Source organism: Xanthobacter sp. AM11, from assembly GCF_047444035.1.
Classification (GTDB): Bacteria; Pseudomonadota; Alphaproteobacteria; order Rhizobiales; family Xanthobacteraceae; genus Xanthobacter.
On record NZ_JBLAOA010000001.1, the window covers coordinates 148,982 to 161,323 of the forward strand.

Below are 12,342 nucleotides of genomic sequence, written 5' to 3' on the forward strand. Positions count from 1 at the left end.
CCCCCGGCCTCACATCATCGCCGCCCGCTCCTCCGCCGCGCGCCGGCTCTCGGCCCGCTTCGTCACGATGGAGGCGATGATGACCACCACGCTCACGATGGCGATGAGAATGGTGCTGATGGCGTTGATTTCCGGCGTCACGCCCAGGCGCACCTGCGAGTAGATGCGCATGGGCAGCGTGGTGGCGCCGGGGCCGGTGGTGAAGCTCGCGATCACGAGATCATCCAGCGACAGGGTGAAGGCCAGCATGAAGCCCGACACCACCGCCGGCAAAATGAGCGGAAGGGTGATCTTGATGAAGGTCTGGAACGGCGGGCAGCCCAGATCCAGTGCCGCCTCCTCCAGCGTCCGGTCGAAGGTGACGAGGCGCGATTGCACCACTACCGCCACGAAGCACATGGTGAAGGTGACGTGGGCGAGAAGCACGGTCCAGAAGCCGCGGTCGAAATTCACCGCCACGAACAAAAGCAGCAGCGACAGGCCGGTGATGACTTCCGGCATGACGAGGGGCGCATAGATCATGCCCGAGAACAGGGTCCGCCCGCGAAAGCGGCCGTAGCGGGTGAGCGCCAGCGCCGCCATGGTGCCGAGCACGGTGGCCAGGAGGGACGAGAAAAAGGCGATGCGCAGCGTCACCCAGGCGGCGTCCATGAGCTGCTCGTTCTCCAAAAGCGCCCAATACCACTGGGTTGAGAAGCCGGCCCACACGGTGACGAGCCGCGAGGCATTGAAGGAATAGATCACCAAAAGCAGGATGGGGATGTAGAGGAAGGCGAAGCCGAGCACGATGGCCGTGACGTTGAACCAGGTGAGGCCCTTTTTCATCGTCCCGCCTCCAGCTCGCGCTGCTGGATGTTCTGGTAGATCACGATGGGGATCACCAGAACCAGCAGCAGCAGCACCGCCACCGCGGACGAGACCGTCCAGGAGCGGTTCACGGTGAATTCCGTCCACAGCGACTTGCCGATCATCATGGTGTCGGAGCCGCCGAGCAGGTCGGGGATGACGAACTCGCCCACCGCCGGGATGAAGCACAGCAGCGCGCCCGCCGCCACGCCGGGCAGGGACAATGGGAAGGTGATGGTCCAGAACGCCTTGGTGGGCGGGCAGCCGAGGTCGGCCGCGGCCTCCAACAAGGTCAGGTCGAGCTTCTCCAGCGCCGAATAGAGCGGCAGCACCATGAAGGGCAGGTAGGAATAGACGATGCCGATATAGACGGCGAGGTCGGTGTTCAAGATCTCCAGCGGCGTGTCGATGACGCCGAGCGCGAACAGCGCCTGGTTCAGCAGCCCCTCCTGCGACAGGATGCCGATCCAGGCGTAGACGCGGATGAGGAAGGAGGTCCAGAACGGCAGGATCACCAGCATCAGCAGCGTCGGCTGGATGGAGCGCGGCGCCCGCGCCATGGCATAGGCGATGGGATAGCCCACCAGCAGCAGCAGCACGGTGGAGATGCCCGCAATGACCAGGCTGGAGCCATAGGCCTCGACGAACTCGTTCGAGAAATCCAGCACATAGCTGTAATTGGCGAAGGAGAGCCCGGACAGGAATTCAGTGACGCCGGCCCAGCCCTGGGCCAGGTCCAGCTGCGGCGCATAGGGCGGCTGCGCCACCACGTCCTGCGACAGGGAAATCTTGAACACGATGAGGAAGGGCGCGAGAAACAGCGCCACCAGCCACAGATACGGCAGGGCGATCACGAACCAGCGGCCCCGCCCCTTCTCTCCCGCCATCGGCATCGCGCGCTCCTCAGCGGGTCAGAAGGACGCCGGCATGGGGCGCGAACGTCACCCACACCTTGTCGTCCCAGGAGATGGGCCGCGCCACGAGGCGCGACAGGTTCGGCTGGGACACCTTGATTCGCTGCCCGCAGGCGAGCTCCACATGATAGATGGAGAGGTCGCCCAGATAGCCGATGTCCCAGATCTCGCCCTCGAAGCAGTTTTCCGCCATGTCGGCGGGGCGATCGAGGGAGATGCGCAGCTTCTCGGGGCGGATGGCGATGCAGGCCTTGTCCCCGGCCTTGGCGTCGAGCCCCTGGGCAACCACCAGCTGGCAGGGGGTGACCGGCGACACGAGGCGCGTCTCCTCGGCGCCGGCGGCCGTCACCGTGCCCTCGATGAGATTCACCTCGCCGATGAAGTCCGCCACATAGCGGGTGGCCGGCTGCTCATAGATCTCCGACGGGGGCGCCACCTGCACCAGCACGCCTTGGTTCATCACCGCGATGCGGTCCGCCACCGTCATGGCCTCTTCCTGGTCGTGGGTCACGATCAGGAAGGTCATGCCGAGGTCCATCTGCAGGTCCATCAGCTCGAACTGGGTTTCCTCGCGCAGCTTCTTGTCCAGCGCGCCCAGCGGCTCGTCCAGCAGCAGCAGCTTGGGGCGCTTGGCCAGGGACCGGGCGAGGGCCACGCGCTGGCGCTGGCCGCCGGAGAGCTGGTGCGGCTTGCGCTTGGCGAAGCTCTCCAGCTTGACCAGCTTCAGCATCTCCTCCACCCGGGCGCTGATCTCGCCCTTGGCCATCTTGTCCTGCTTGAGGCCGAAGGCGATGTTGTCGGCCACATTCATGTGCGGGAACAAGGCGTAGGATTGGAACATCATGTTCACCGGCCGCCGGTAGGGCGGCACGCCGGCTAGGTCCTGGCCAGCGAGGATGACACGGCCTTCGCTGGGCTCCTCGAAGCCCGCCAGCATGCGCATGAGGGTGGTCTTGCCGCAGCCGGAGGGGCCGAGCAGGGCAAAGAATTCCCGCTCGTAGATGTCGAGGCTCACATGGTCCACGGCGGTGAAGTCGCCGAAGCGCTTCACCACATTCTCGAACCGGATCAAGGGGGTCTTCGTGGGGTCGGCCCAGGGAGCAAATGTGCGCCGGACAGCGCCGATGGTTTCCTTGCGCGCCTTCTCCGCAGCCATCACGTCCCCCGAACTGGCCTCGTTCTGATGAAGCTAGCCCCGGAACAGGAAACGCTCAAGCCGTGTGCACGGGCAAATATGGGGCTGCGGCTGCCCAGCCGGAAAGCAGCGGGCGCAGGCACCTGTGCGTAGCGCCCCGAAAAGCCCTTCGCGGCGCCTCCCCCCCTTGCACCCGCTCCCCGCATATGGCAGAGGAGGCCCCATGACGACGGTCATGCACCCGTCGCCACTCGGGACGCGCCCCTGTCCGCCGTCCCGATGGCACGCTGCGGTAGCTCAGTGGTAGAGCACTCCCTTGGTAAGGGAGAGGTCGAGAGTTCAATCCTCTCTCGCAGCACCATTCCAACCCATTGAAATCCCAAAACGATGGGCAAGATCAAAGGCTTGAAACGGCGGTTGCTACAGTCTCCTGCTACAGTCGGAGACGAAATGAGCAAGCCTCAGAGGCTGTTTTGCCGCGGCGGTCGGTGGACCTTTCGAGCGTATGTGCCGGAGGAACTCCGGCCGATCATCGGCAAGCGGGAAATCTGGAAGAGCCTGGGCACCATCAGCCACCGTGAGGCAGTCCGCCTTTCGCACATCGAGTCGGTGAAAGCAGACGCGCTATTCGTCGAGGCCCGGGCCAAGCTCACCGGCGTCGACAGCGGCATGGGGCATCACGAGCCTGCGGGCGTCTCGGATGCCGATCTCCATCAGTTGGCCAGGTCCTATCTCTACAGTTTGGAGCGCCAGACGCCGCCGGTGCCCTTCTCTCAGGAGGAACGGGACGCTCGGCGAGATGCAGCAGACGATCAGGCCGCAGCCATTGCGCAAGGCATCGAAGACGCCGGCCTGCAGAGCCTTGCCAAGGCGGCAGCCCAGGAGAGAAGGCTGCGTCTCGCGGACGGGCGTGACATCCTGCGCGCCACGGAAGCCCTGCAACGTGCCTTGCTTGAGCACTACGCGAGAGATGCGGATCGGGCAGAACTAAAGGAAGGGCGCGTCCGTGACCCACTGTTCATGGGTGTCTCTAGGGTCGAGACTCAACGTAGCCAGCATGAGACGAGAGCGGCGAGGCACAAGGAAGCGAGATAGTTCCGCGCGAGCTTGTCGTAGCGTGCACAGTACACGACTCTTTCATGCTGGATGTGGGCCTGCTCTGGGGCCTTGTGGATTTGGAGGTTGCCCTGTCATGATGGCGTTCCAGCATTGAACGGCTTCGCGTCCTCCTTGGATCAGGATTTTTCTCAGCAGATCGAAGCCGACGCGGAAAATCGACTTTGCCTTGCGCTTGTGGGTCTTGATGATAATTGGTCGATGTCTGGCGCTCCATTCCCCAGTTGTATGAGCGAAGGTGAAGGCGACGGCCAGCACGGCGATGAGCTTGGCGATCCGCTCCGGGTTGGTGATGTGAGTGTCCTCGAGGTTGAGACCGCGCGTCTTGCTGGCCGCGAACAGGGTTTCGATTTCCCAGCGCCGCCGATAGTTGGCCAGGGCGATCCCGGGATCGGTGTTGGTTGCCACAACGAGCAGTTCCTTACTGGCCAGTCGTGTCGCCGCGAGCTTTACGGGCGGCCCGAGAGCGCTGCCGCGTGAACCGAGGCGGCAATCTTCGCGCACGTAGCGGCGTCCGCCGATGGCGAGCTTCCGGAACAAGGAAACGACCGGGCAGCAGCGGCCATCAGCCAGACGGATCTGGAAGGCGTCCTTGATGCGCAGGATGAACGGGATGTTGTTCTCGACCAGAAAGGCCATCCAGGCCGTGCCGACGAATTCCCGATCAGCGATCAATCCGGCTACAGCCTCGGCACCGAAGACATTGCAAAAGCGGGACAGCAGGGCTTCGCGATGGGCCGTGGTCGAGTTGCCGGCTCTGTCGAGCACGTCCCACATGAGCGGGATGGCGATGCCGTTATGGACGATGGCGAGCATCAGGACGTTGACGTCGCGTCGCCCGAACTTCCAACTGGTGCGGTCGAGGGCAAGAAGCCAGGGCCCCGATCCGATCCGTGCGATCCTCACCACGACGCGGGCCAGTTGATCGCTATCCAGCTCGACCTGCTCGAAGAAACGCTGGAGGCGGCGATAGTTTGAAGCAATCTCCGCCCGCGTCGGGAACATCCCGGCAAGGTGACTTAGATTGACGGTGCGCGACAGCAGAACGCCGACGACAAGGACGCAGAAGCTCTCAAGCCGGCTCTTGCGCATCGACAAGTGCTTGTCCAGGCAATGCCTCAAAGCGGCGATGATGTCTCTTCTCATGCAAAATCCCGATCCGCTCTCCGCCGAATCGGAAATCCTACTGATCGATCAAGGCCCTACCAAGAATCGTCGTGTACTGTGCGTATCGTGTGGCGATGCGCCTGAAGTCCTTGAGGCGGCAGAACATGCGCTCGATGGCGTTGCGCTTTTTGTAGCGCCTTTTGTCAAATGGGTGGAGATACTTGCGCGTGGGATTGTTGGGAATGACCACACGCATGTTCCGCCCGGCCAGATCGTCTCGCACCGTGTCGCTGTCGTAGGCGGTGTCGGCGAGAAGCTCGCGGGCCGGGGGCGCGGCGTCGAGCATCACCGGCAGCATCTTGATGTCGGCGGCCTGGCCGGGCGTGAGCGCAAGGACGAGGGGGCGGCCCTTGCCGTCGCTCAGGGCATGGATCTTAGAGCACGTTCCGCTCAGCTTGCATCGCAAGCTGAGCGGTAAAACGTTCTCTATCAATAATTTAGAGACTGATTCAACCTGATCGGTGAATCAGTCTCTAGTCGTTCGACCGCCGCGGGAGCGACCAATCGCCTGACGTTGGTCCCCCCTTTTTCGGCGCCGGCCGCCGAGCGGTGCGCCTTCACATGGGTGCTGTCGGCCAGAAGCTGGCGGGGTGTCCGCGCATCGCCGGTGATCGCGGCGTAGATCCTCTGCCAGATCCCCTTGCGGGACCAGCGGTTGAAGCGGTTGTATACGGTTGTGTATGGGCCGTAGTCGGAAGGGCAGTCGCACCACCGGCAGCCGCAGCGCAGCACATGGATGATGCCGGACAGGATGCGCCGGTCATCGACGCGGGGCGGACTGCCGTAGTGCGGCAGAAGCGGCTCGATCTTGGCCCACTGCTCTTCATTCAACCAGAACAACCGGCTCATGGCGAATCATCCTCCAATGAGCCAATTGAATCACACTTAGAGCGTTGGGTTTAGAGCCTAAACCGCTGCCGCGGTAGGCGCCCTGCATGACGGGCGGTTGGGTACTTTCCATGTGGCGCCCGGCATAGGCGGGCGGACCATCACGGGGTTTCTTCGGACAGGCGAGGCCCATGGACGCTTCTGAGCACCCACCAGCACGCGGCCGGCCGTCAGCCCGCTGCGGCAGCGGATGATCGAGGACATGACCATCCGCCGGTTCGGCGAGCACACCCAGCGCGATTATGTCCGCCAGGTCGCCGAGTTCACTGCCTTCCTCGGCCGTGCGCCGGACCAGGCCGAGCCGGAGGACCTGCGGCGCTACCAGCTGCATCTGGCCGGTCTTGGCGCCAGCTATGCCCGCATGAACCTTGCCTGCACGGCGCTGCGCTTCTTCTTCCACATCACGCTGGGCCGGGCCGGCTTCGGCGACCGGATGGCGCGGATCCCCAGCCCTGAGCGCCTGCCCGTGGTGCTCAGCACCGAGGAGGTGGCGCTGCTGCTCGCCCATGCGCCGAACCTCAAGTATCGCGCTGCGCTGAGCATCGCCTATGGCTGCGGCCTGCGGGTGTCGGAGGTGGCCCACCTCAAGGTTGCCGATATCGACAGCGCGCGGATGCTGATCCGCGTCGAGCAGGGCAAGGGCCGCAAGGACCGCTACGTGAGGCTCGCGCCCGATCTGCTCGACCTGCTGCGCCGCTGGTGGAAGGAGCGCCGGCCGCAGGGTTGGCTGTTCCCCGGCCGCGATCCCGGCCAGCCCATCACCACCCGCCAGCTCGACCGGGCCTGCAGGACGGCGGCCTCCGCCGCCCGGCTCGACAAGCGCGTCTCCATGCACACCCTGCGGCACAGCTTCGCCACCCACCTGCTGGAGCGCAAGACCGATATCCGCGTCATCCAGGTGCTGCTCGGCCACAGGAAGCTCGACACCACGGCCGTCTATACCCGCGTCGCGCTGAAGGCCCTACGCGAGGTGGAGAGCCCGCTCTCTTTGCTGACGCCACCACCTCTGTAGTCCGTACCGGTCCATGGCGCGGCCTGCGCTGGAGGTCGCGGATATCCTGAACGCCCATGGCGATGCCTATGAGAGGGCGCACGCCGGGCATCTCAGCCGCGGCCAGTTGAAGGTGATGTGGGCGATCCGGTCCTGCCGCACGGTGGTGCTCGGCGGGCATGTGTCGCGCTGCGCCGACTGTGCCCATGTGGAGATCGCCTACAACTCCTGCCGCAACCGGCACTGCCCCAAGTGCCAGGGGGCCACGGCCCGGGACTGGCTCGCGGCCCGTCAGGCCGAGCTTCTGCCCGTGCCCTATTATCATCTCGTCTTCACTCTGCCGGCCGCAATCGACACCATCGCCTACCAGAACAAGGCGGCGGTCTACGACCTCTTGTTCAAGGCCTCGGCCGAGACGCTCACCACCATCGCCGCCGATCCGAGGCATCTCGGCGCCCGCATCGGCATCACCGCCGTGCTCCACACCTGGGGATCGGCGCTCACCCATCATCCCCACATCCATGCCGTGGTGCCCGGCGGGGGGCTTTCGACCGACGGCTCCCGCTGGATCGCCGGCCGGGTCCGGTTCTTCCTGCCGGTGCGGGTGCTGTCGCGCCTGTTCCGGCGGCTCTTCCTCGACGGTCTGCGTGCGCTCCACGCCACCGGCCGGCTGGCCTTCTTCGGTGATCTCGCCCCCCTGGTGGATACGCCTGCCTTCGAGGCGATGCTGGCATCCCTGCGCCGGGCCGAGTGGGTGGTCTATGCCAAGCGTCCCTTCGCCGGACCTGCAGCGGTGCTGGCCTATCTGTCGCGCTACACCCACCGCGTGGCGATCTCCAACAGCCGGCTCCTCTCCATGGACAACCGCGGCGTCACCTTCCGCTGGAAGGATTATCGCGCCCGGGCCAAGGCCGTCGGCAATGGCTGGATCAAGACCATGACCCTGCCGGCGGACGAGTTCATCCGCCGCTTCCTGCTCCATGTCCTGCCCGACGGCTTCCACCGCATCCGGCACTACGGCCTGTTTGCGAGCGCGGTGCGCGCCGCCAACATCGAGAGGGTCCGCGCGCTGCTCGTAGACCAGCAGATGCGCGCCTCGCCGGAGGGAGCCACGCCTGCCGAAACGATACGACCAGAGGCCACGCTGCGCTGCCCGTGCTGCGCCGGCATCATGACCATCATCGAGACCTTCGCCCGGGGCTCGGCGCCGAAGACCTGGCCCGCCGCCTCCATCAGGATCGACACCTCATGAGCGGCGCCACCTCTCTCGAACTCCAACTGCATCCGGCAGGCCGCGTCGTAGACGCAAAGGATAGCTTCGTCCTCGCGCCGACCATCCCGCGCTCAGTCTCGTCATGGAACCCGGCCGCACACGCATCAACGGGTGCTGGCAGCCCCACGGCACTGTTCCGGACTGTCAGGTGTTCTGGCAACCGTCACCAGCAAGACCACACAGCCCCCAGCCCAGACCCAAAATCCCCATAGCACCGCGACGACCTCGACCGTCGCGCACGTCGGACCGCGGTTTCCTCCCCTGGAGGCTTTCCGACGCCGGCCCCGTGACCAGCCCCACCGTCGTGATCGGGCCGGCATCCGAAACCCTTCACAGAAGCGGGCATTGGCGTGTTGCCCGGGAGCGGACATTCGGCCATGCGCCGCATCTCGTTCGCCTAGGTCAAATGGAATAGGCTCCCCGGATACGACTTTCGACCCAGGGAGCATTTATAGGGTTCGGCGCGCTTCCCGTTCAGAACAGCGTATACATGCGCAAATTGACACGATTTCCTTCACTGAAGCCATTCTCGACGGCCACGTCGCGCCCATAAACTGCCATAATATTCCAACTTGGCGCAAAATTATAGGCGAATCCGGCGCGTATATTAGCCGTTCGCGTCTCGTCATTGTTGCTGATTCCGTCGACTTTGGTCTCACCACCAATGAAGTAGCTGGCTCCAAAGCGAACGTCGAAATCCTTCGTGACATTGTATTTCAGCCACGCTTGGAATTGGCCCATCGGCGCCTGGCTCAGGGTCTGCCCGTATAATCCATAGTTGGTGTTGTCGCCGTAGAAGGTCACGTCCGCGGTGAGCTGAAGCGTGAGATCCTTGGTGAAGATGGGCATCACATAACCCGCCTGGAGGCCGCCCTTCCACCGGTTTTCACCGAGATTGATCTTGTTGCGCGGGTTATAATCGCCGGTCGGGATGTAGACGATCGGCGTCACGCCGAAATAGTATCCGCTTTCAATATTGCGATAGAGCCACACCGTCGAGGCGAGGATGAGGTCGCCGATGCCTGCCGAAGAGCCCAATCCACTCATGCTGTCCGTGCCGTAGAGGTGGCCGAAAGGCAGGAGGAACTGGGGATCGGCCAGAAAGCCCCCGATCTCGATGAAGCGGGCATAGCGCAGGATACCGACGCTTGAATCGAGGTTGCCGCCGGCGACCGCATTGCCGTTGGCATAGAGCGTGTCGCGGGTTGCGAACTGATAATAGGCGGCGGCGAGATTGGTGCCGGCAGGCAACGCGCCGGCGCTGTAGTCATCAGCGTCCGAATCGAGCGCGAAGGCCGTGCCGTGCTGCGAGAGAACAAGCGCGACGATCAGGCAGATCGCCCTTATGCCCGACGCCCAGACAGAACCGGTGGCGCAATTTGCCGATCTTTCCATCGCCATCTTCTTCCTCCCCAAAAGGCAACTGCTGGTGCGTGCCTTGTTTTGTTATCCCGTGAAGACGTTGAGCCACGTCGACGGAGCTGGAAGGATTGAGGAAACAGGCGGGAGGGACCATCACCGCACCAGATAAAAATGCACGCCGCAGGTTAGCTTTGGCGTGCTTTCCGCTCGCCCCGGCCCACCGGAATCGCTCCGCATTCTTGTGTTGACGCGTTTTCTTCAAGCGAACCGGTATCCACTTCACTCGAAAGCACCCTGACGTGCTTTCCGATCCGGCGCACAGCTCGACGTCATCAGGCGAGCACGTGTGGTATGGCGGTCAAGAAACCGGATGGTCGTCGCGCGGGATCGAGCTCACGCACCGTCATCAAGGAGCGTCATGAGGCGGATACCGATGTCCGCAAGCACGCGATCCTGGTGACGCGCGAGGTTTAGCCCGGTAAGGCTGCCGACCTTTTCAAGGCGATAGGCAACGGTTTTATTATGCACGTGCAGCCGGGCGGCCGTGGAGATCTGCGAGCAGTCGCAGTCAAAGAAGGCCTTCAGCGTCTCCAGCAGCACACCGCGGCTGGGTTCCGGTTCCGACAGCAGGCCCCCGAGGATTTCCTCGCCGACACGGCGCATGTCCGCCTTGCCTCGCAGATTGACCAGCAGCCCCATGATGCCGATATCGCCATAGCGGGCGACGGGATTGCTGCGCCGATGCCGCGCTACCTCCAGCGCGACCAGCGCCTCGCGGAACGCGGCGGGCAGGGAGCGCCAGTCGCTGTGGAGACCGCTGAGACCCATCGGGATGGCAGGCACCCGCAGCTCGGCCTTCAGGCGATCGAGCAGGCCGTTCAGGGCTGCGCTCCGGGCGGCATCCGGATTGCCCTTGCAGATGAGGCACAACTGGTTGCCGCGGATGCCAGCCATGAGCACCAGCGCCCCGAGGCCGTATTGCTCGGTGGCGGCAAGGATCCGTTCGTGCCTGATGGGGTCAAGGTCTGCCGAATGGGCGGTCGCGTTCGGGGGCAGTGCGATCACCGCCACGAAAACCGAATCCCGGATGTGGACGCGCAGTTCCCGCGCCCGATCGTGGGCTACGGTCCGGTCGACCAGTTCGCCTTCCAGCAGGCTCCACATGACGCTTTCGAGCGTGCCCAAGCGCTCGCGCGCAATTCTACGCCGCTCGAAACAATAGAGCCCCGCCGCCAGCGACACATGCCGAAGCGCAAGCCGCACACGCTCCCCCGGCTGGACCTGACCGAGCCACACCAGCCAGCCCAGCGTCTCCACCCCGGACGTGACCGGAAGCACATGGGCCAACCGTCCTTCGAACGGCGCGCTGAACGGGGCATCCCCGACCCGCTTGGCCTTGGATAGCAGGCCTGTGAGGACCGTGATCTGATCCTCGCCGGGACGCTCGGCGACGGGCATCGCGCATTCGAGGTGCCGGTCGGCATCGAAGAACAGGATCGTCGCGTCCGTGAATTCCGCCGTGAGATCGAGGATCTTGGGCAGGGAATGGTCGACCAGCATCAGGCCGGCGATCTGCTCCTGGAAGCTCGCGGCGCTGGTGATGACGCTGTAACGTTCTGTCAGTTCGCCATAGGCGATGGACAGGCGTTCGGCAGCCTCGGCATGGGCGCGCAGCAGCAGCGCGTTGTCGATGGCGATGGACGCGAGCCCCGCGAGGGCCAGAAGAAGGGGCGTGTCTCCGGCATTGAACACCGAAGGGCGTCGACGCCACACCTCCAACACACCGATGATGGAATCGCGGGAAAGGATGGGCACGGCGAGGGCCGAGCGCACCTTCTCCACCCGCGCGAGCGGCACGAAATCGCGGGTGATGATGTCGCTCTCGACGTAGTTGCGCACCATGCAGGGCTCGCCGGTGGCCAGCACCTGCCCCGCCACGCCGACGCCTGATTGCATGCGCAGCCGCGGCATGGTGGGCGAGATATGCCCGACGCAGCTTTTCATCACGACCTGGTCGCCTTCGCAGAGCATGACGCCGCAGATGTCGGCATCGAGCAGGCGCTTGGCCTCGTGGCTGACCAGGAGCAGGATCTCATCGAGATCGCGCGTTTCGAGGATGCGCGCCGCGACCGCCCGCATCACGTCCAGTTCGCTGACACTGCGCGCAACCGTGGTGCGCCCTGTCCCCACGTCGAGCGCCAGGGCGACGCAGCCGGCCAGAAGGCTGAGGGCATCCTTCAGGGCCGGACCGCCGTCGTCGTCGAGCAGGACCGCGATCGTCCCGGTCCGGATTGGAAATGCCACACGCCCCGGAAACGCCTCGGCCAGGGACAGGACATGCGGACCGGGGTCCTCCTCCGGCACATCGAGTTGCTGCCACCGCCGCCACAGGCCGGCGGAATTGACGACGATCTCGGCGGTCCCGGAGGTCAAGTCCGCAAAGCAGCTCTCGGCCTCGGAGAAGACACGCGGGTTTCCATCGTTCGCCGCCGCCGGCAAGCCGGCGACGAAGGCCGCCAGCGTCTCGATGCAGCCGCTCCTCGCACCGGCAGGTCGCAGCTGCGACACCGTCCGAGCAACGTCCGCGGACTGGCCGACCGCAGGTGATCCATGGCCTTCTCTTCGACCCAATGTCCGGCTGCCTCCCATG

Annotated in this window: 9 protein-coding genes, 1 tRNA gene and 1 pseudogene; 4 read left to right on the top strand and 7 right to left on the bottom strand. The window is 64.5% G+C overall.

The features are described 5' to 3' along the window. Positions 1–9 precede the first annotated feature (9 nt). Genes ACI7BZ_RS00695 through ACI7BZ_RS00705 form a run of 3 tightly spaced genes read right to left on the bottom strand, consistent with a single transcriptional unit; the run spans position 10 to position 2,916 of the window. Positions 10–825 (bottom strand): ABC transporter permease, encoded by an 816-nt coding sequence (locus ACI7BZ_RS00695; protein ID WP_414115295.1) that lies wholly within the window; start codon positions 823–825, stop codon positions 10–12. Next, entirely contained in the window at positions 822–1,739 is a 918-nt protein-coding gene (locus ACI7BZ_RS00700; RefSeq protein ID WP_414115296.1) for an ABC transporter permease subunit, read from the bottom strand. Before ACI7BZ_RS00700 ends, ACI7BZ_RS00695 begins: the two co-directional genes overlap by 4 nt. A 10-nt stretch (positions 1,740–1,749) precedes the next feature. Then, positions 1,750–2,916 (bottom strand): ABC transporter ATP-binding protein, encoded by a 1,167-nt coding sequence (locus ACI7BZ_RS00705; RefSeq protein ID WP_414115297.1) that lies wholly within the window; start codon positions 2,914–2,916, stop codon positions 1,750–1,752. 265 nt (positions 2,917–3,181) lie between these two features. Here ACI7BZ_RS00705 and ACI7BZ_RS00710 point away from each other — a divergent pair. Continuing rightward, positions 3,182–3,256 (top strand) — tRNA-Thr (locus ACI7BZ_RS00710). An 89-nt stretch (positions 3,257–3,345) separates the two neighbouring features. Further along, complete coding sequence (locus ACI7BZ_RS00715; protein ID WP_414115298.1) at positions 3,346–3,990, top strand: DUF6538 domain-containing protein; 645 nt, start codon at positions 3,346–3,348, stop codon at positions 3,988–3,990. 42 nt (positions 3,991–4,032) lie between these two features. Here ACI7BZ_RS00715 and ACI7BZ_RS00720 read toward each other — a convergent pair whose 3' ends face one another. Beyond that, entirely contained in the window at positions 4,033–5,157 is a 1,125-nt protein-coding gene (locus ACI7BZ_RS00720; protein ID WP_414115299.1) for an IS4 family transposase, read from the bottom strand. Positions 5,158–5,194: 37 nt separating this feature from the next. Further along, positions 5,195–6,027: pseudogene (locus tag ACI7BZ_RS00725) on the bottom strand (IS5 family transposase). Positions 6,028–6,256: 229 nt separating this feature from the next. Here ACI7BZ_RS00725 and ACI7BZ_RS00730 point away from each other — a divergent pair. Both ACI7BZ_RS00730 and ACI7BZ_RS00735 read left to right on the top strand, forming a co-directional pair. Beyond that, positions 6,257–7,078 (top strand): tyrosine-type recombinase/integrase, encoded by an 822-nt coding sequence (locus ACI7BZ_RS00730; protein ID WP_414115300.1) that lies wholly within the window; start codon positions 6,257–6,259, stop codon positions 7,076–7,078. Between the two features lie 13 nt (positions 7,079–7,091). Further along, positions 7,092–8,309: an IS91 family transposase gene (locus tag ACI7BZ_RS00735; RefSeq protein WP_414115301.1), complete on the top strand. Its 1,218-nt coding sequence runs from the start codon at positions 7,092–7,094 to the stop codon at positions 8,307–8,309. Between the two features lie 495 nt (positions 8,310–8,804). Here ACI7BZ_RS00735 and ACI7BZ_RS00740 read toward each other — a convergent pair whose 3' ends face one another. Beyond that, positions 8,805–9,731, bottom strand: coding sequence for a transporter (locus tag ACI7BZ_RS00740; RefSeq protein WP_414115302.1), 927 nt, complete (start codon positions 9,729–9,731; stop codon positions 8,805–8,807). A 354-nt stretch (positions 9,732–10,085) separates the two neighbouring features. Next, complete coding sequence (locus ACI7BZ_RS00745) at positions 10,086–12,260, bottom strand: helix-turn-helix domain-containing protein (RefSeq protein WP_414115303.1); 2,175 nt, start codon at positions 12,258–12,260, stop codon at positions 10,086–10,088. Positions 12,261–12,342 lie beyond the last annotated feature (82 nt).